Origin of the sequence: Gorillibacterium massiliense, from assembly GCF_000455485.1 — a bacterium.
Classification (GTDB): Bacteria; Bacillota; Bacilli; order Paenibacillales; family NBRC-103111; genus Gorillibacterium; species Gorillibacterium massiliense.
The window spans coordinates 1-19795 of sequence record NZ_CBQR020000013.1; the positions used below are offsets into that span (position 1 = coordinate 1).

General features: G+C 53.3%; 17 protein-coding genes. 15 read left to right on the forward strand and 2 right to left on the reverse strand.

What is annotated here, in order from left to right:
- The 5 genes from TJ79_RS01760 to TJ79_RS01780 form a co-directional block, all read left to right on the forward strand.
- Positions 1 to 741 (forward strand): M20 metallopeptidase family protein (locus TJ79_RS01760; protein WP_040948572.1); only part of this gene is annotated, 741 nt, incomplete at its 5' end.
- Between the two features lie 83 nt (positions 742 to 824).
- Positions 825 to 1262, forward strand: a complete 438-nt coding sequence (locus tag TJ79_RS01765) for a CBS domain-containing protein (protein ID WP_040948573.1) — start codon at positions 825 to 827, stop codon at positions 1260 to 1262.
- A 124-nt stretch (positions 1263 to 1386) separates the two neighbouring features.
- The gene (locus tag TJ79_RS01770) at positions 1387 to 3084 is read left to right on the forward strand and encodes a DNA repair helicase XPB (protein ID WP_040948574.1); all 1698 of its coding nucleotides are present in this window, start codon (positions 1387 to 1389) and stop codon (positions 3082 to 3084) included.
- A complete protein-coding gene (locus tag TJ79_RS01775; RefSeq protein WP_040948575.1) occupies positions 3011 to 4795 on the forward strand; it encodes a helicase-associated domain-containing protein in 1785 nt (594 codons plus the stop codon). The genes TJ79_RS01770 and TJ79_RS01775 overlap by 74 nt, the downstream gene beginning before the upstream one ends.
- Before the next feature lie 16 nt (positions 4796 to 4811).
- Positions 4812 to 5363 carry a YlbF/YmcA family competence regulator gene (locus TJ79_RS01780; protein WP_337588916.1) on the forward strand — a complete coding sequence of 184 codons (552 nt, stop codon included), beginning with the start codon at positions 4812 to 4814 and terminating at the stop codon, positions 5361 to 5363.
- Between the two features lie 129 nt (positions 5364 to 5492).
- Here the strand turns inward: TJ79_RS01780 and TJ79_RS01785 are convergent, their stop codons facing one another.
- Entirely contained in the window at positions 5493 to 6506 is a 1014-nt protein-coding gene (locus TJ79_RS01785; RefSeq protein WP_040948576.1) for an asparaginase, read from the reverse strand.
- Positions 6507 to 6588: 82 nt separating this feature from the next.
- Between TJ79_RS01785 and TJ79_RS01790 the strand changes: the two genes are divergently transcribed.
- The 5 genes from TJ79_RS01790 to galU all read left to right on the forward strand — a co-directional run bounded on the left by TJ79_RS01790 (position 6589) and on the right by galU (position 10232).
- Positions 6589 to 6852 carry a YlbG family protein gene (locus TJ79_RS01790; protein WP_040948577.1) on the forward strand — a complete coding sequence of 88 codons (264 nt, stop codon included), beginning with the start codon at positions 6589 to 6591 and terminating at the stop codon, positions 6850 to 6852.
- Positions 6853 to 6986: 134 nt separating this feature from the next.
- Positions 6987 to 7424 carry a hypothetical protein gene (locus TJ79_RS01795; protein ID WP_040948578.1) on the forward strand — a complete coding sequence of 146 codons (438 nt, stop codon included), beginning with the start codon at positions 6987 to 6989 and terminating at the stop codon, positions 7422 to 7424.
- 128 nt (positions 7425 to 7552) lie between these two features.
- A complete protein-coding gene (locus TJ79_RS01800; protein ID WP_040948579.1) occupies positions 7553 to 8464 on the forward strand; it encodes a selenium metabolism-associated LysR family transcriptional regulator in 912 nt (303 codons plus the stop codon).
- Positions 8465 to 8509: 45 nt separating this feature from the next.
- Positions 8510 to 9361 carry a PHP domain-containing protein gene (locus TJ79_RS01805; RefSeq protein WP_040948580.1) on the forward strand — a complete coding sequence of 284 codons (852 nt, stop codon included), beginning with the start codon at positions 8510 to 8512 and terminating at the stop codon, positions 9359 to 9361.
- A gap of 10 nt (positions 9362 to 9371) precedes the next feature.
- On the forward strand, positions 9372 to 10232 hold the full coding sequence (gene galU, locus TJ79_RS01810) for a UTP--glucose-1-phosphate uridylyltransferase GalU (RefSeq protein WP_040948581.1): 861 nt from the start codon (positions 9372 to 9374) through the stop codon (positions 10230 to 10232).
- An 88-nt stretch (positions 10233 to 10320) separates the two neighbouring features.
- Here the strand turns inward: galU and TJ79_RS01815 are convergent, their stop codons facing one another.
- Complete coding sequence (locus TJ79_RS01815) at positions 10321 to 12105, reverse strand: Rqc2 family fibronectin-binding protein (RefSeq protein ID WP_040948588.1); 1785 nt, start codon at positions 12103 to 12105, stop codon at positions 10321 to 10323.
- A 289-nt stretch (positions 12106 to 12394) separates the two neighbouring features.
- Between TJ79_RS01815 and TJ79_RS01820 the strand changes: the two genes are divergently transcribed.
- The 5 genes from TJ79_RS01820 (at position 12395) to remA (ending at position 19755) form a co-directional block, all read left to right on the forward strand.
- Entirely contained in the window at positions 12395 to 15169 is a 2775-nt protein-coding gene (locus tag TJ79_RS01820; protein ID WP_040948582.1) for a calcium-translocating P-type ATPase, SERCA-type, read from the forward strand.
- Between the two features lie 193 nt (positions 15170 to 15362).
- Complete coding sequence (gene dapF / locus TJ79_RS01825; RefSeq protein ID WP_040948583.1) at positions 15363 to 16196, forward strand: diaminopimelate epimerase; 834 nt, start codon at positions 15363 to 15365, stop codon at positions 16194 to 16196.
- Positions 16197 to 16457: 261 nt separating this feature from the next.
- A complete protein-coding gene (locus tag TJ79_RS01830) occupies positions 16458 to 18338 on the forward strand; it encodes a bifunctional homocysteine S-methyltransferase/methylenetetrahydrofolate reductase (protein ID WP_040948584.1) in 1881 nt (626 codons plus the stop codon).
- Positions 18339 to 18459: 121 nt separating this feature from the next.
- A complete protein-coding gene (locus tag TJ79_RS01835) occupies positions 18460 to 19359 on the forward strand; it encodes a YicC/YloC family endoribonuclease (RefSeq protein ID WP_238322720.1) in 900 nt (299 codons plus the stop codon).
- 135 nt (positions 19360 to 19494) lie between these two features.
- A complete protein-coding gene (gene remA / locus TJ79_RS01840) occupies positions 19495 to 19755 on the forward strand; it encodes an extracellular matrix/biofilm regulator RemA (RefSeq protein WP_040948586.1) in 261 nt (86 codons plus the stop codon).
- The last annotated feature ends 40 nt before the right edge of the window (positions 19756 to 19795 follow it).

Here is a 19795-nt window from a genome sequence, read left to right on the forward strand (position 1 = left end):
CTGCCGATGATTGAAGCTGGTGTGTTGGATGGAGTAGATGTGATCTACGGAATTCATCTGTGGACTCCTTTCCCTTACGGCACTGTTGCTGGAAACAGCGGAGCGGTTATGGCTGCCGCCGACGATTTCGAGTTGGAGATCAGAGGGAAGGGCGGACACGGCGGACTTCCTCATAAAACCATTGACAGCCTGGTCATCGGCGCTCATCTGACCGTCAATTTACAAACCATCGTCAGCCGCAGTTTGAATCCGATTGCCCCGGCAGTCGTTACCGTCGGCTCTCTACAGGCCGGAAAAGGCTTTAATGTGATTTCCGAAAACTGTCTGATGAAGGGGACGGTACGAACCTTTGATTCGGATACCCGGGAGTTGGCCAAGAAAAGACTGGAAGAAATCGTGGAGCATACATGCCAGATGTTCGGTGCAGAGTATCAATTTCATTATAAGCAAGGTTACCCTCCTGTAGTTAACGATTTGAAGGAGTCGGAACGATTCCGCGAGGTGGCGGAAAGAACATTTGGAGCCGAAGCTGTGCTATCCCCTGAGCCGATCATGGCGGCGGAGGACTTCGCCCGATATCTGGAGCGGGTTCCCGGTTGCTTTATGTTTGTCGGTGCTGGCGGTGCTGGAGCTGAATATGCGCACCATCACCCGCGTTTTGATATTGTGGAAGAAGCGATGAAGAATGCCGCTCGGCTTTTCGTCGAGATGACTCTGGATTACTTAAACGCCGTCCGCTAAAGGACGGTGTTTGTCTAGGAATGGAGAGGCACATTGAGGTTATACTACGACGGTATCAAACTACATCGCAGGGAGGCCCTGAAGTGGAGAAATCCGTCGCAGAAGTAATGTCACGGGATATAGCCAGCGTATCCTTAAACGATAACATCTATGAGATTGCGGTCATAATGGCTCAAAAGGATACCGGTTTCGTTCCCGTTGTTGAGGATGGAAATCTGATCGGAGCCGTCACCGACCGTGACATGGTTATCCGCGGTTATGCGGAGAAGCGTTCTGGATCGGCGTCTGTCCGCGAGGTGATGAGCGATCAATTGATCACGGTTAATCCCGGCACTTCCGCAGACGAGGCAGCGGAAATCATGTCGCGGGAGCAAATTCGCCGCTTACCTGTCGTCGATAACGGCAAGCTGGTTGGCATTGTGTCCATCGGAGATCTGGCGGTCCGGAATACGCTGAAGAGTGAAGCGGGCGCTGCCCTCAGTCAAATATCGGAACAAGAACAATCGTACGCGCCTCATTAATTTGTTAGAAATCGCGCTCCACCGGTGCCATCTACCGCCGGTGGAGCGTTCTTTTGTTTATTTTACCGGTTTCGATTTCATACTAGAGAGGTGAGATTATTTTGGAAGGGAGTGGCTTGCGGCAATGGGCGAAGGCGCGTTGTACATACAAAGCGATTGGACGGTACTGCTGGATTCCGCCCATTCAGGGGCGGCAAGCATACGGGATGCTCTCGCCCGCTTTGCAGAGTTGGTGAAAGCTCCGGACCGTTTTCAGACTTACCGGATCACCCCTGTTACGTTGTGGGGAGCAGCGGGTCAAGGATGGACAGCTGATGAAGTGTGCGGCTTTCTTGCTGGAAACAGCGCCAATCTCCCTGGGGAGAATATGCTGAGCGGGCTTCGCGAATGCATGAGTAGATATGGAAAATGGACCATCATGCGCGAAGGAGATACTTTGCTTCTAGATGCTTCAGACAATAATCTTATGGACGCATGGCTGAAAAATAGCCGATGGGCGGAACAGTTGGTTAAACGATCCGACGGGAAAATGGAGATGCCGGAAGCTTTACGGGGAGCTATCAAACAAGAGTTGTTTCAGCAAGGTCATCCGGTGGTGGATACCGCCGGATTCCATCATGGAGAAGCCCTTGAGATTCGATTGAGAGATCCGGAATCCAGTGGTTTTTCCCTCCGTCCTTATCAGCAGGATGCAGCCACTGCTTTCTGCCGTGAAGGGGAGCGTCAAGCCGGCAGCGGTGTGATTGTCATGCCTTGCGGCTCAGGAAAAACCGTTGTCGGAATCGCTGCGATGGCTCAATTGGGCTGTGCAACGTTGGTGCTGACGCCTAATGTTTCCTCCCTCCGGCAGTGGAAGCGGGAGATATGTGAGAAAACCGGTATAGCCAGCGATCAGATCGGGGAGTACAGCGGAGAGCGCAAGGAAGTTCGGCCGATAACCCTTGCAACCTATCAAATTCTGACGCATCGCGGCAGTGCCGAGCAACCTTTCCGCCATATGCGGCTTTTTGCGGAACGGGATTGGGGCCTTGTAATTTACGATGAAGTGCATTTGCTGCCGGCACCGGTTTTTCGGGCTACCGCTGATATTCAGGCAACCCGGAGGTTGGGGTTGACCGCCACGCTGATCCGCGAGGATGGCTGTGAGGGAGATGTTTTTGCCTTGATCGGTCCCAAGTTATACGAGCTGCCATGGAGGCAACTGGAAGCGAACAACTGGATTGCCCAAGTGGAGGCGGCGGAATACCGCATTCCGCTTCCTGATTCGATAGAGGGCCGCTATCGGGCAGCCCTTCCCCGGGAACGCTACCGGATCGCTGCGGAAAACGCCGGTAAGCTGGAGTGGGTAGCCCGGCTTTTAAACAAGCATCGCGGCAAAGGGGCTCTTGTCATCGGGCATTATCTCGGCCAACTGCGGGAGGCGTCACGACGGCTGCAGGCGCCGCTCATCACGGGAAACACGCCGCATGATGAACGGGAACGGCTTTACGAGCAATTCCGCAGGGGTGAAACAAAGGTGTTGATTGTTTCCAAAGTAGCCAACTTTGCCATCGACCTCCCCCAGGCTTCCTTGGCGATCCAGCTCTCAGGCAGTTATGGCTCGCGGCAGGAGGAAGCCCAACGGCTGGGCCGGGTACTGCGGCCGAAGCTGGGGGACAATCGGGCGTATTTTTATACCTTGGTCAGCGGCGGCACGGTGGAGGAGGACTTCTCGCGCAACCGGAGGCTTTTTTTGTTGGAGCAGGGTTATGAATACCGGATCGAAACGGCGGATCTCGTGGCGGCTGATGACGCGGTTGGTGAAGACCTTGTTCAATTCTGATAAAAAGTCGGAGACAAGCAGATTAACCGGTCCCGAAAAGCTGACTCAAGGGGCGGTTGAGGTGATAGCACGCAGGTTTGCCGCGACGCCGTTTACCCTCCAACAATTGGAGCAAGCCGGATTAGAGTGGGGAATGACCGGCAGCGAGGCGGCTTGCGCACTCGCTTCTCTTAGCATCTGCGGAAAGGCGGCGGCTTGGATGCGCAGCGACGGCAGAACGGTTTTTGCGCTGAAACGGGAGACGCTGAACAGTTGGCATCATGCCTTTTTCGACAAGTCCGGAATGACAGATGGGCAAGAGCATGAAGAATGGTGGCCCATCTCGGGAAATGGTCAAACTCAAAACGCAGGGAATCTGAAGGCCGTTCGAATGCTGGTCATGCTGCTTGTGCGAATGGATTCTCGCAAGGTGAAGCCGACACTAGCGGGCCAACTGCCCAAAACGGTTTCGCGGAAGCTGGAAAAAGAGCTGTTTCTCCCGGAAGCGGTATCGGAAAACGCGGCGCAGTCGTCACAGCGGCTCATTGATTTTTTTATGGAATATGGTAGAAAGACAGATCTGATTGGGATTCAAGATGGATATATTTGCATGTCTCGAGACAAGATGCACGATTGGACGGGACAGTCAATCATGGAAGCGGAACAGGAACTGCTCTCTGAGTGGCAGATGTGGTCGTGGCCTGAAGAACCGCTTCTTCAGCATGCTGCAGTTGTTCTTCATGGGATGCGGATTAGCGGTTGGTTCACGATTGGAGATGTGGTTGGAAGGCTAGAACAACGTCTGGGTATCCCACGTTTGGCAGACGGTTTGGACGTTTTGGATACTTTGGAACAGTTCTTTTTCTCCGAGTTGATCGGTCCGCTGGTGTTAGCCGGATGGCTGATATGGGAAAAACAAACGGATGATGTGGAACGGTACAGATGGGGAATTTCGAATCTAGTCCATCGTGATACACCGGCAACTGATTGTGCTCACTCCTGTCCACCTACCCAATGGTTTGTGCAAAAGGATTTTGAAATCATTGTTCTCGGCGATCCTCAGCTCGATGCTATATGGGAACTGGAGGGGCTGGCTGAGTGCTTGCATGCAGATGCCGCGTTTGTCTATCGATTGTGCCGCGACAGCCTGTGGCGGTCATTCGATGCTGGGAGAACAGCAGCTGAGTGCCTTTTACTCTTGGAAAAGCGGGCGTTATCCGGAGTTCCGGCTAGTGTTAGCCAGGCGGTGAACGATTGGGAAGCGGAATGGATCAGGTCGGAGCAGGCGTCCGTTGTAGAGCCGTCGCATCAAGAAAAAAACGTTAAAATGGCGAGGCCGGGAAATATCCAACGGAAATCCCCTTGGAAGGAGGAGGGGGCCCGAGAGATTACAGGCGTGAGGGCTCTGCGCATCCCCGGGCCGGATGAATTGTTTCCCGGATGGCGCAGCGTACCTGCCGCATGGCTTAGCTCATGCAGAAGCTATCACCCTTCTACACGGTTAGAAATGGCGCGATACGCTCTACTATGGAAAACCCGGGTAAAGCTTCGCCGTGGAACGGAGGAGCGTTTGGTCTATCCGTGCAGGATTAAAGAGTCGGCTGACACCTTTTTGCTTGAAGGGGTAGAAGGGGAGAAAAATGTGGAAATTCGACTGAATGAGTGGGATTCCCTGCAGATTCTTTTACCGGATATGGGCGATTCATGGTATGATATGAATCAATCAACATGAAAGGAGTGTTGTCTTTTTGAACGCAGCAGCAAGGATAAGTGACTATACTCGTTCTGAACCGGCAAGAGTGTACTCGGCTCCTTCTGAACCGCAGGAACATGCAGCCGCTTTGAACGAGACAGCAGTCAGAAATGGTTTGGATATGTCCGTCCTGATGCTCGGTGCCTATCAAATAGGCGATTTGATAAATGCCTCCGCTGAAATGGCGGATTACTTATATTGGAAAGACAGCATGAAGCGGGATGAGCAGGCCCAGCAGTTGATCCGATCTTTTGCCCGCAAGAAGGAACTGTTTGACGAATGCATGCGTTTCGGGCACTTTCATCCCGAGTATCACCGGGCATTGCAGGAAGCGCAGACGGCTCAAGATGAGCTTGCCAACTGCCAGTCGATCAAACGCTTTAAAGCCGCTGAGGAACGGCTGGACGAATTGCTGTATGAAGTTTCGCGAATCCTCGCGGTGTCTGTCTCCGAAACGGTAAAGGTTTCCTCCAATAATGTGCGAGATGAAGGAGGGTGCTCCGGCGGTTGTTCCACCGGTGGCTCCTGCAGTGGCAAGTGCGGCTAACAGCGGTGCGGGCTATATAAGATGAAACAGTGAAGGAGTAACGGTCGTAGGAGGAATAGCGGGACCAATAACAGCATCGTAAGTTAATTGGTCCACATTTCCTCCGTTCCGACTGTTACGATCTTTAGTTCAGCTTAAACGCTGCAAGTTGAACTGCGGTCGGATCTCGCCAACCTCTGTTCCTTGCCAGTTTCGCAATATTTTCGGATGGATTTCCGCAAGCGCTTCACTCTCTGCTTCCGACAATAACCCAAGCTGGCGCAGTGTCTCGGTTACGGCAGGGTACAAGGCGCGGTTTGCCCCATCCTCAATCTTCACGGCGATACCCCAGTCCCGCTCGGCAACGGCAACGGCAAAAACGCCTTCAGCGCCTAGTTTGCCAATCAATCGGCCTCCGGTGGCTTCGGCTAAGCGCGTGTCATAGCGCCCGGTGCCTGCCAAAGCGCGAGGGTAGCGGCGGATGGCGGCGGTAATGCGCCTGCAGGCGTCTGCCCGCTCGGGCAGCAAGCCCTCCGGCGAACCCAGCCGTGCGTAAGCCGTCGCCAGTGCTGCCAGGGGCAGCGCGAACACCGGCACGCCGCATCCGTCAATGCCAAGCGGGATGTCGCTCTCGGCGACGCCGCTCATGGCGCTGACCGCCGCCCGCATGCTGCGCTGGACAGCATGCTCCGGCTCTAGATAGCGGCCAATGGGCGCATTCAGCATCAGCGCCAATGCCAGCATGCCGGAGTGCTTGCCGGAGCAGTTGTTATGCAGCGACGTGATTTCGTCTCCCGCTCTAAGCAGCGCATCGGTGGCAGGTTTGTAAAAAGGCTCGTGAGCTCCGCAAAGCAAAGCGTCGGGGCCAAGACTCAGCTTCGCCAGCATGCCGGCGGCAAGAGCTACATGCTCGGGTTCCCCGTTGTGGGACGAGCACATGAAAGCCAATTCTTCATCGGTTAGGTTGAAGCGCTCAAGGGCGCCGGATTCGACAACGGGAATGGCTTGCAGCGGTTTGGCCGACGAACGAATGAAAGTCACTCGCTCCGGCTCGCCAGCCGCATAGAGAAGCCGACCGGTTTTATCGGTAACAGCAATGCTTCCGAAGTGCCGGCTTTCCGTTAAACCGGCGCGTGTAATAGAGATAAGATCTTGATTTAGCATAAATCATCGCCTCCAAGTGCAATCAGACATATATCGGTTGATTATTCAAAATCTAAATGGAAACAGAAAAGAGGGAAGCAGCATGTTCACGGAAAGAAGCGGCTTGATCGTCTGGTTGAATGACAGCAAGCCGGCACGCAATCTTGAGAAATACGGCACCGTTCATTATATATCAAAGCGGATGAATTATGTAGCCATGTATGTTCATACCGATCGGCTGGAAGATACCATACGCAACATTCAGAGGCTTCCATACGTCAAAAAAGTTGAAAATTCCTATCGAAAAGAAATAAAAACCGAATATGATAAGAATATTCCGGACAAGACCCGGTTTTACTCTCTCTAGTTCTATTTTTAGGGCTAAATACTCCTGTCAAATCGGGCAATTATTCCTACAATTCAGTTGGAAATAAACTAAAGATCGAGTAAAATAGTAGTAGAGTAGTCTTTAGGTCCCGTTTTCCAGGAGGAGAGGCCTGCGTGAGAGATAAAAACATGGATCGCTGGAATAGTTACGAGCCTTTTCACATCGTTCTTGCGGATAAGAAAATCGCGGATATTGTCATCACTCACCATGCAAAGATGCGTTGGGCCGATCGGGTGGAGAGTCAAAAGACAGGTTTTGACGATATTTGCGATTTTCTTTGGGAGAAACTGAAAGCATCCAAAATCGAGCCTTATTACAAAAAAGAGCAGGATGTTTATCTGATCGATGAAGATTTGGTTATGGTCGCCGAGTTTGCCGAATTGGAAAAGGAAACGGATATCGCCGGCAATCCTCTTCACAAAATGATTGTCGTCACCTTTCTTGGAAGAATGTCGGAAACGATGGAGCTCCGGGATTTGAAGTCGTACTATTCTTGGCTGCGCCATTCCAGACGGATGACATTGATCAAGAACAGTCGAAAACGGAAATGAACGAGAACCGACTGACGGAACAGATTAACGCACAAACACGCTAGCGAAGATGAAGCCGGCGTGTTTTTTGTTTTTTCGGACATCCGGTGAAAAATGGTATAATAACAAAGAAAGGCGGTTCAGGAACGATGGCGCTAAATTTTCATCAGCTTCACATTTTTTATACAGTTGCTGAAAAAGGTTCATTTTCGGCGGCGGCCCATGCACTTTACATGTCGCAGCCTGCCGTCACGATGCAAATCCAAGCCTTGGAGGAGCATTTTGGAGCCAAGGTGTTTCAGCGCACTACCAAACGGATCGAGCTGACGGATGCCGGCCGCGCCCTGCTGCCCTATGCTAGGCGCAGCGTGGAGCTGATGCTGGACACAGAACGGGAAATGTCCCGATATACGCATATGCTAAAAGGCAAACTAGAGCTTGGCGCCAGCCTGACGGTAGGAGAATATATGCTGCCGCGGCTGTTAGGACCCTTCAACCAAGAGTTTCCGGACATTTCCATCAGCATGCGCGTGATGAATACGAAGCAAATCGTCGAGGAGGTGCTGGCGCACAGCCTGATTTTCGGGTTGGTGGAAGCTCCTGTGGATCATCCCGACATTGCGGCGGAGCCCGTTCATGAGGATGAGTTGCTGTTGGTTCTACCCAAGGATCACCGCCTGCTGGCAAAGGAGAAGCTGGTTCCGGCGGATTTGCTGCCCTATCCCTTTATCCTACGGGAGCCGGGCTCAGGCACGCGTAAGGTGGTGGAGGAGGTCTGGAAGCGGTCGGAGTCGGGATCAAAGGCGCTGAACATCGCAATGGAACTAGGGAGCACGGGTGCTATTAAATCGGCCGTAGAGGCGGGGTTAGGCTTATCGGTTCTGTCTTCCTCGTCAGTTCGGCATGAAACGGCGCTCGGCGTCCTGCATACGAGGCGAATCGAGGGTATGAGCTTCACCCGCAGCTTTTACTCCGTTTATTTGAAGTCGACGCTGCTGCCTCTTCCTGCTGTCACCTTCCTTACCTTTATTCGGGAAAAGGATTTGTCCCGCCTGCTGTAATTCGATCGATCACGAATCGATGTGAACTTTGAAAGGAGGAGAGCGATGACATTGACGCGTCAACTGGCGGATTTACATACACACACTACTGCATCTGACGGCGTTCATGCCCCACGTGAAAATGTACGCTTTGCAAAGGAGGCCGGTCTCGCTGCAATCGCGATCACGGACCACGACACGACGGCGGGTATAGCCGACGCATTGGATGAAGGAGAAAAGCTCGGCATCCGAGTTGTTCCCGGTGTCGAGATCAGTACCGTGGCAGATGGCCAAGACATTCATGTGCTCGGTTATTATATGAACACGGAGGACCCGGTGTTTCAAGAGCGGCTCCACAGCTTGCGTTCGGTAAGGGATAAGCGCAACGAGATGATGATTGCCAAACTGAATGAGCTTGGAATCCGGATTACCCTTGAAGACGTTATGGCTGTGCGGGAGATGAAAGACAAGGACGAAACCGTTGGACGTCCACATATCGCCGCGGCTATGGTTCAAATGGGGGCTGTTGCCAGCGTTCGGGAAGCGTTTGACCGTTATTTGGGAAAAGGCGGAGCGGCGTACGTCAACCCGCCCCGCATCCACCCGAAGGAAGCCATTGCGTGGATTCATGAAGCAGGCGGCTCCGCGGTGCTGGCCCATCCCGGACTTTACTCTGCGGATCCTCTCATACCGGAACTGGTGGAGGCGGGGCTGGATGGTATGGAGGTCTACCACTCCGAGCATACCCCCGAGCAAGAGGCGCATTATTTGCAATTGGCACAGGATTATGGCCTGATCGTCACTGCGGGCTCCGATTTTCATGGCAAGAGGCAAGGTGAAGCGTTCCACGGCGAGATAGGCTGCCGCACCATCGATGCTGAGGTGCTGGACAAGCTGAATTTGAAGTTGAAGAATTGAGGAGAAAATGATGAAAATCCGCAAAGCCATTATTCCCGCTGCCGGTTTAGGCAGCCGATTCCTGCCGGCGACAAAAGCGCTGCCCAAGGAAATGCTGCCGATAGTGGACAAACCGGCCATTCAGTACATCATTGAGGAAGCCATTGAATCCGGCATTGAAGACATTATCATCGTAACCGGACGCAATAAACGCGCCATTGAGGATCATTTCGACAAATCCCTTGAACTCGAGACGCTCCTGCAGGAAAAAGGAGACCGCGACAAGCTGCGCATCGTCCAGACCGTTTCCAATCTTGTGGATGTCGTTTATATCCGCCAGAAGGAACCGCTCGGACTCGGACATGCCGTACATACTGCCCGAAAATTCATCGGCGATGAACCCTTTGCTTTGCTGCTTGGAGACGATATCATCCAGTCCAACCCGCCCTGCTTGAAGCAAATGATTGACCTGTACAATCAAGAGGAGCGATCGGTTATTGCCGTACAGGAAGTTCCGTGGGAAGACGTGGATAAGTACGGAATCGTTTCACCTGGGGAAGGCAACCGCATCAACGATTTGGTTGAGAAGCCGGAGAAAGGAACGGCTCCCTCCAATCTGGCCGTTATTGGCCGTTACATCATCGAACCGGTCATCTTTGACATTTTGGAGAATCAGGAACCGGGCCGCGGCGGTGAAATTCAATTGACCGATGCCCTGCGTGTTTTGAACCGCAGCCATCAGATGGTCACCTATAAACAAGAAGGCCGGCGTTTTGACGTGGGGGACAAGCTGGGATATATCGAAGCGAGCATCGAGGTTGCTTTGTCCCGGCCTGATATCGCACCGCAGTTGAAGGAATATTTGAAAAAGCTGATTCCCGCGCTGGATTAATCGACAATGAAATAAAAGCCGTCCCAGTCCAAATTTTTTTTGGAGGGGACGGCTTTTTTGCGGATGCTCAGAGGGCACCCAAGGTTCGCTATTTCTGTAGGTGGCTTTTCAACTCCCTGATCAGCTTTTCGTCGGGGGTCGCGTACAGTGTTTTTTGTCGGTCGTAGATGACAAAGCCCGGTTTGGCGCCGGCCGGTTTGCGCACATACCGAATCAGGGTGTAGTCGACAGGGACACTGCTGGATTCCCGGGCTTGGCTGAAATATGCGGCGAGCTGAGCCGCTTCGTGCAGCGTTTCTTCGGAGAAGCTTTGGCTGCGGATGACGACGTGGGAACCGGGGATATCTTTTGTATGGAGCCACGTATCGCCCGACTGAGCTAGCTTCATGGTCAAGTATTCGTTTTGCAGGTTGTTTTTGCCTACAAAGATTGAAACGCCTTCCGATGAGCTATAGCAGGTCAACGCCGGATGGTCTTTTTTCTTCTTTTTCCCTTCTTTTTTGCGGCGGATACGCAGATAGCCTTGTTCGGCCAGTTCTTCGCGGATCTCTTCGATATCGGAGAGTGAAGCGGCGGATAACTGCTGCAGCAAAGCTTCCAGATAGAGGATTTCCTCATGGGTTGCATCCAGCTGTCCGTTTACGGCCGTGAGGCTGTTTTTCATTTTATTGTATTTTTTAAAATAACGCTGGCTGTTCTCCGATGGCGAAAGCTGGGGATCCAGCTCGATGATAACCGTATTCTGGTTCTCGTCGTAGTAATTGACCACCTCGACTTGTTTATCGCCCTTTTTGATCTGATGGAGAGAAGCGGTCAACAGCTCGCCTAAAATGCGGTACCGGTCCCCATCCTTCGCCGCCTCTAAGGTTTCTTCCAGCTTCTCTAGCTTTTTCTTGTTTTTATTAAGCTCGTTTTGGAGAAACCGCTGGAGATCGGAGGTGCGCTGCTTGACGGTGTCCCGCTCCGCTTTTTCCCCGAAAAACCGCTCCAGGCAAAGGCTGGGACTGTCGAAACGTTCATCATCTCCGTGGAGATGGGTCAGTTCGGTTACGGAAAAAGCCAGCTTGCCGCTTTTCTCATCCTGTTTGATGACGGGCGTACAGCGGTTTGCAGCAGCGTCGGCGAACAGCTGTTGAAAAGCTTGCCAGACCTTCTCCCACAAGGCCGAAGAGTCAGCGGGAGTGCCGGGAGCTTCATCTTTCTCGTTTAAATGGGAGCCGCGGTAGACAATTTCCTTGGCGATCAGCGGGCTGATGCCGCTGTAGCCGTTCATCACCGCATCCGCCAATGCGAATACCCCCCGTTCCGGGTCGGCTGCAATCATTTTTTCGATAAAAGCGTCTCGCTTCGCTGCGAGGGGGTTGTCTTTTCCTTGCTCCGGAGGGGCGACATAGGCGCTGCCCGGCATAACCACCCGATAGCTGCTTATCGCCGGTGTCACGTGATGGATTCCGTCCAGGATCGTTTCGGTTCGCGGATCGAGCAGGATGATATTACTGTGCCGTCCCATAATCTCCGTCACGATGACTTTGGAGCTAACATCGCCAAGCTCGTCCCGCTGGCGCACTCGAATGCGGATAATCCGCTCCATACCCACCTGCTCGACGGCTTCGATCACTCCGCCTTCGCAATGCTTGCGCATCAGCATGCAGAACATCGGCGGCTCCGTAGGATTGATAAACGAGTTTTCCGTCAGATGAACCCGGGGGTAGGTTGGGTTTGCCGACAAGAGCAGCCGAGCGTTGCCGGCCGCTGAACGCAGCTGCAATACAATATCGCTGTCCGCAGGCTGGTAGATTTTGCTGATCCGCCCGCCCACCAGCTTCTGAAGTTCGTGCACGACGGCGTGCACGACGAGTCCGTCTAATGCCATGATTACACTCCATTCTTTCACAACCGTGTAGCCCCGGTCCGGAATATTACCGGCGGGGATTCTTTCATCATACCAAACTTTCCGGCAAAAAGAACTTGGGCCGGCTGCAGACGTCCGCTTTAAGCCCGTCATCCGCGGCATTAATGATGCCAGAAGGGGGAGCTTTTTGTAAGGGAAGAAATGGCTGTAACCCATTTGTTCCGGTTGGGATATTCCGCAGCTTGTCTGAATAGGAATAGCTGTAGGGTCTGTCCTCTAGTGGCGGAGCAATCACTCGGGAGGGAATGGAATGAGTCAGAAAAATTGGTACCATTTGTCGACGGAGGAAACGCTGACGGAACACCGCACTGATCCTTCGCGGGGGCTTGAGTGGAAAGAGGCGGAACGGCGAAAGGAAGCTCTTGGACTCAACGTGTTAACAGAAGGAAAGGGCGTTTCCCCCATTGCCCTGTTGCTGGCGCAGTTTAAAGATTTTATGGTGCTGGTGTTGATGGGAGCGACCATGATCTCCGGGTTATTGGGAGAGTATCTGGATGCCATCACGATCGTGGCGATCATTGTCTTGAACGGCATTCTCGGATTCGTTCAGGAGTTTCGCGCCGAGCGCTCCCTCAAGGCGCTGAAGGAGTTGTCCGCTCCGATGGCAAAAGCACTGCGGGACGGAAAGGTACATCATTTATCGGCGAAAGAGCTGGTTCCCGGTGATATCATTCTGCTGGAAAGTGGGGACCGCATTCCGGCGGATCTCCGCTGGTTGGAGGCAAATGGCGTCTACGTGGAGGAGTCGGCTCTCACCGGTGAATCTTTACCGGTCTCCAAGCTTACCGGTCCGCTTTCCGGTCCGAATATTCCCCTAGGCGATCAGCGCAACCTTGGTTTCATGGGAACCATGATCACCCGTGGAACGGCTACCGGCGTCGTGATACGTACCGGAATGGATACGGAAATGGGCAAAATCGCCGGTCTCATTCAAGAGACCGAGGAGACCGAGACGCCGCTTCAACACCGGTTGGAGCAGTTGGGAAAAATCCTCATCATGCTTTCCATCGGTTTGACCGTGGCGGTTGTGGTGGCAGGCATTCTCCATGGTCAACCACCGTACGGCATGTTTTTAGCCGGAGTAAGCTTGGCCGTTGCCGCCATTCCCGAGGGATTGCCCGCTATCGTCACTATTGCTCTCGCCCTTGGCGTTCAGCGGATGATCAAGCGAAAGGCCATCGTCCGCAAGCTGCCTTCGGTGGAAACATTGGGTTGTGCATCGGTGATTTGCTCGGACAAGACCGGGACGCTGACGCAAAATAAAATGACCGTCACCCATCTGTGGACTGGCGGGCAACTGATGAATGTAACGGGAGAAGGGCATCAGCTTCATGGGGAAATTCAACTGGACGGCAAGGCGGTTGACCCCCGCCATGATCAAACGCTGCGGCGTCTCCTGCACATTTCCGCTTTATGCAATAATGCGACGCTGCACCGGGAGGACAAGGAAGGAAAGGGCAAGAAACATAAGGATGAGCATGATGTGGAATGGACGGTAAAAGGCGACCCAACCGAGGGAGCGCTGACTATTTTGGCCGCAAAAACCGGAGTGACGGTATCAAGCTTGAGCGGCTTGTACAAACGGGCAGTAGAGTTCCCCTTTGATTCAAACCGCAAGCGGATGTCCGTGATTCTGGAGCATCAAGGCGGCAGGCTGATTTATGCCAAAGGAGCGCCGGACTTGCTGCTTGCTCAGTGCAGCTATATTTTATGGGAGAATAAAGTCGTTCCCTTTACGAATACCCTCCGGCAAAAGGTGGCGGCGGTCGGGGATGTCATGGCGGGGTCTGCACTGAGAGTGCTGGGAATGGCTTATCGGGAATTGAAAACCGGCGAGCGCTGCGACCGGGAAGATTCGGCGGAAGCCAATTTAATCTTTGTCGGCTTGACCGGCATGATCGATCCGCCCCGCAAAGAGGCGAAGGAAGCCATTGCCGTAAGCAAACGGGCGGGAATCAAGACCGTGATGATTACGGGGGATCATCAGGCGACAGCGGAAGCCATCGCCCGACAACTGGGGATGATCACTCCCGGAGGGCTTGTGGTCAGCGGCCAGCAGTTGGAGTCGATGACGGATGAGCAGTTGGAGCGAAAAGTCGGCGATATCTGCGTTTACGCCCGGGTTTCCCCCGAACATAAGCTCAGGATTGTCAAAGCGCTGCAGCGGGTCGGACATACCGTTGCCATGACCGGTGACGGAGTCAATGATGCGCCGGCTATCAAAGCAGCGGATATCGGCATTTCCATGGGCGTCACGGGAACGGATGTGGCCAAGGAAGCATCATCCCTTGTCTTGAGCGACGACAATTTCGCCACCATCGTCGCCGCTATCGAAGAAGGCCGGGGAATTTACGAAAATATCCGCAAATTCATTCGTTATTTGCTCGCCTCCAACGTAGGAGAAATCTTGACCATGTTCTTCGCGATGATGCTTGGACTGCCGCTGCCCCTGATTCCCATTCAGATTCTATGGGTTAACCTGGTGACGGACGGCCTTCCGGCCATGGCGCTAGGCGTCGATCAGGCGGAGAAGGATTTGATGCAGCACAAGCCGAGACCTGCCAAGGAAAATATTTTCGCCCGGAGACTGGGCTGGAAGATCATCAGCCGCGGCACGTTGATCGGGCTGTGTACCCTTGCTGCCTTCTGTATCGTTTTGATGCCGGACCGGCACAATGCCGAGCTGCTCCTGAAAGCCCAGTCCGTCGCGTTTGCGACGCTGGTTATGGCGCAACTCATCCATGTTTTTGACTGCCGCAGCTCCCGTTCGATTTTTCACCGCAATCCGCTGCAAAACCGCTATCTAGTGGCGGCGGTGATGTCATCCGTGGCGCTAATGCTGTGCGTGATGTATATCCCCTCCCTCCAGCCGATCTTCAAGACAGTGCCCTTGGCCGGTTTGGATTGGATTCTCGTTCTGATCGCGGCAGCCATTCCTTCCGTATTTATGGGCTTCGGCAGCGTACTCAGTCCGGGCAAGAAAAAACCGACGCGGCCTTACGTTTCCAAACCATTGGTCAGATAGACAGGCAAAGGATTCGTTGTAAGAATAAGATGAAGAGAGCGTCCGGTGTCGTGACGGCTCTCTTTTTCACTATCCGAATTATTTTTCTCATTTCCCTTGCAAACAAGCTTGCAATCCTCGGGATATCGGCTATTATAGTTCTAACATCTGCGGACATTATCCTTGATATAGACAAGTGAAGGTGCGAATGAATATGGAATTTACGAAAATGCAGGGCTTGGGAAATGATTTTATTATCGTATACGGAGAAGAACGTTTGCCGGACAACGCCGGTGAAATGGCTGTTCGCTTGTGCGACCGTCATTTCGGTATCGGCGCCGATGGTCTCGTTTTTATTTTGCCGTCCGATAAAGCCGATGGCATGATGCGGATCATCAATTCCGACGGGTCCGAGCCAGAGCAATGCGGCAATGCGATTCGCTGTGTGGCGAAATATATGTACGACAACGGGATTGCGGCTCATGATGCCATGACTATTGAAACCATCGGCGCAGGTGTCCAAAACGTGCAAATGACTGTGGAAAAAGGCAAAGCAACGGCCGTGCGCGTTGACATGGGTAGTCCTATTCTCGATGCGAAGGAAGTGCCGACGGTTTTGACAGGCGGACCGATCGTTGCCGAGCCCATTGCGGCGGGAGGACGGGAGTTTCAATTTACCGCCGTATCCATGGGGAATCCCCACTGCGTCATTTTCGCGGAGGATGCCGATGAACTTGATCTGGCGGATTTCGGCCCGAAGCTGGAAGTGAGCCCGCTCTTTCCGCGGAAAACCAACGTGGAATTTGTATCGGTCCGCTCCCGGCAGCATCTCAATATGCGAGTATGGGAGCGAGGAGCAGGGCCGACTTTAGCTTGCGGCACAGGAGCTTGCGCCACGCTGGTTGCCGCTGTTTTGAACGGCCTGACGGATCGTGCGGCTACGGTTACCCTTCCGGGTGGCAACCTGTTCATCCAATGGGCGGAAGACGGCAGGGTGTATATGACAGGCCCGGCCGTAGAGGTGTTTAAGGGAGTTATTCAGAATTGAATGCGGCTTGAACCGCATCGAAATATATAGACGGAACGAAAGAAAGGGATGAAGGAGCGGAGAAACCGATTGTTCTGGAAAAGCGTCAGCGGTCGCCTTTGCAATCAGATTCCTACTTAATATGGGATTATCTAATCAAGGAATCTGAGCGCAACAGCGACTCTCCAGAATAATCAGGTTTTGCAGGGACGGAATCCTTACAATCTTTCGTTCCGTATATATAGAATCGTGAACTGCATGAACATGCGGATGGGAGGGACTATGAAACCGGATTTGCGCACCGTTTTACAAAACGAATTGTTGACAGGCGATGGAGCGATGGGCACCTATCTGTACCAGATGGGCTTTTCGGTAGGCGTCTCTTTCGAGGAAATGAATTTAACGAAGCCGGATGTGATTGCGGAGGTTCACCGGCGGTATTACGAGGCTGGGGCACGGCTCATCGAGACCAACACCTTTTCCGCCAATGGGGATAAGCTGTCTAAATACGGCTTGGAAGATGAAGTAGCGGCGATCAACAAAGCGGGGGTAGCCATCGCGAGGCAATCCGTCGGCTCCGATGCGTACGTAATCGGCGCAGTCGGATCTTTGCGAGGCGGACGCCGCAGAAGGATCGAGAGCGGGCTGGAGCGCCGCTATTTTACGGAGCAGATTACGGCATTAATAGAGGCAGGGGCTGACGGCATCCTGCTGGAAACCTTTTACGAGCTGGCTGAAATGAAACTGGCGGTGCAAATTGTCCGCCAGATCGCTTCCGAGATTCCGCTCATTTGTCAATTTGCTACGGATGGCAGCGGGATGACCCAAGACCGCATTCCTTTTGGCGAGGCTTTCCGTGTTCTGCAGGACGAGGGAGCCGATGTCCTCGGCTTCAACTGTCATAGCGGCCCGGACGGTATCCTCCGTACGATGGAGAAGCTGCCGCCTCTGCCTGGCATTTCGCTGTCCGTTTATCCTAATGCCGGACTGCCAGGCTATATCGACGGTCAACTGACCTTTCGCGCAGAGCCGGATTATTTCGCGGATATGGCGAAGCGCTTCGCCAAGCTAGGCGCCCGTGTCGTCGGCGGCTGTTGCGGTACGACGCCGGAGCATATCGGTGCCATTGCGGCAGCGCTGGCAGGTCTTGATCCCGCCGTAGCGTTAGCGGTTAAATCCGCGGTGGAAGTACGCACGCCCGCTTCTGCGGCTCCGCCTGCTCCTCCCGCGGAACCGGCGAAAAAGTCCCTCGTGGATATTGCGCGGGAGCGCCATACGGTCATTGTGGAACTTGACCCGCCGCGCGATTTGTCTATAGAGCGCTTCATGGAAGCGGCCAAGGAACTTACCGACGCAAAAGTCGATGCCATCACGATGGCGGACAATTCCCTTGCCATGACCCGTATCGGCAATCTGGCCATGGGACGGCTGGTAGAAGAGGAGTTAGGTACACGAACGCTGCTTCATATCGCTTGCCGCGACCGTAACTCCATCGGCACCCAGTCCCATTTGATGAGCATGCACGCCCTGGGCATCGACCATCTTCTAGCGGTAACCGGCGATCCGGCGCGCTTCGGGGATTTGCCGGCGGCTAGCTCCGTTTTTGATATGAATTCGCTGGATTTGATCAAGATGACCCGCCAATTGAACGATGGCTATGCTTTCTCCGGAAAACCTTTGAAGCAAAAAGCGAATTTCGTCATCGGCGCCGCTCTTGACCCCAATGTGAAGTACTTGGAGAAGGCAGTTCAGCGGATGGAGAAGAAAATCGAAGCTGGAGCGGCATTTTTTATGACTCAACCGGTTTACGATCCGGAAAAAATAGAAAAGCTGTATGAAGCCGTCAAACATTTGGATGTTCCGGTGTTTATCGGGATCATGCCGCTTCTAAGCGGACGGAACGCCGAGTTTCTCCACAACGAAGTGCCTGGCATCCGCATTCCCGACGATGTGCGCAAGCGGATGGCGGGACTGGAGGGTGAAGCGGGCCGGCGGGCCGGCGTTGAAATCGCCAAAGAGCTGACGGAAGCGGCGGTCAGCAGGTTTAAAGGAATCTATTTCATGACGCCGATGCTCTTTTCAGGTATGACGGCGGAATTGACGAATTTTGTCTGGGAGAAGACCGGTTGCCTTGGGGTACCCTTGTCGGCACCCGCAAAATGAATTAGAATAGACACACATACCGCTGCTCAAAGCTAGCGTTATGTTACCGCACATGCGCTGTCCGAAATCAGCAAATGTGGGATAGCGGCAGTGCCAGCTTCATCAGGATAGGATAACGGATGTGATAGCTGTGATCGTCAGCATGACCGGATTTGGACAGGCGGCGAGGAATACCCGCGGCTTTCGCCTACAGGTGGAAATTCGTTCTGTTAATCATCGTTACGGGGAAATCTCGCTCCGGCTTCCGAAGGAGTATGCACACCTGGAGGAAGAACTGAAACGGGAAACGCGACAAGCGGTGAAAAGAGGACGGGTTGACGCCTTTGTTTCCGTTGAAGCAGAAAGCGGAGTACACGGCACCGTGGATGTGAATTGGCGGCTTGCCGACCAATACATAGAAGCAGCCGGACGGCTTTCCGAGCGCTATCAATTAGCGAATACGCTGACCGTGAAGGATTTGCTTGCCGTACCCGGAATGATTTTATCCGAAGCGGTTCAAAGCTCTGGCGAAAATGCGGCTGTCGATCTTTCCCATGACCTCCTGGAATGCTTTAAGGATGCTTTAACCGGCCTCATCACCATGAGAAAAGCGGAAGGCTCGCACCTTCTCGACGACTTTTCCTTAAGGCTTGCGGTTTTGGAAGACATACATGGAAAGCTTCGGCTTCTGGCTCCTTTCGTAACGGAATTTTTCCGGGAGAAGCTGTCGCAGCGCATGAAGGAACTGCTCGGAGAAGGAAACCTGGACGAGCAGCGGATCGCGGCAGAGGCGGCAATCTTTGCTGAACGCAGCAATGTGGATGAAGAGCTGACCCGGTTAGCCAGCCACTTTCAGCAATTTCGCTCTCTTTTGAAGGGAATGGAACCGAGTGGACGCAAGCTGGACTTTCTTTTGCAGGAAATGAACCGAGAAGCGAATACCATTGGTGCAAAAGGCAACAATGCCGGAATGGCCAGTTTGATCGTGGATCTGAAAGCGGAGCTGGAGAAGCTGCGGGAGCAAGTGCAAAATATCGAATAACTTCCCTGCTGGTTGACAAAGCTAGCGGTGGCAAGGTTTGGGAACAACATGCTTCGGGGGGCTTACCTGCGCGACACAGGGGAACAGAGACAAAGTTGCCTGTTTCCCGCGCAAAATCCGCATGGGAGGAAAAAGATGGCCATCAAGTTAATCAATATCGGCTTTGGCAATATCGTATCCGCGAACCGCATCATCTCGATTGTGAGTCCGGAATCGGCGCCGATAAAACGGATTATTCAAGAAGCGCGGGACCGGCATATGCTGATCGACGCGACTTACGGAAGACGCACCCGGGCTGTCATCATCACCGACAGTGACCACGTGATTCTTTCGGCCGTTCAACCAGAGACGGTTGCTCACAGACTTTCCAACAAGGACGACGACAATGACGAATGAGCATGCACTCACGAACGACAGGGAAAAAGGGATTCTCATC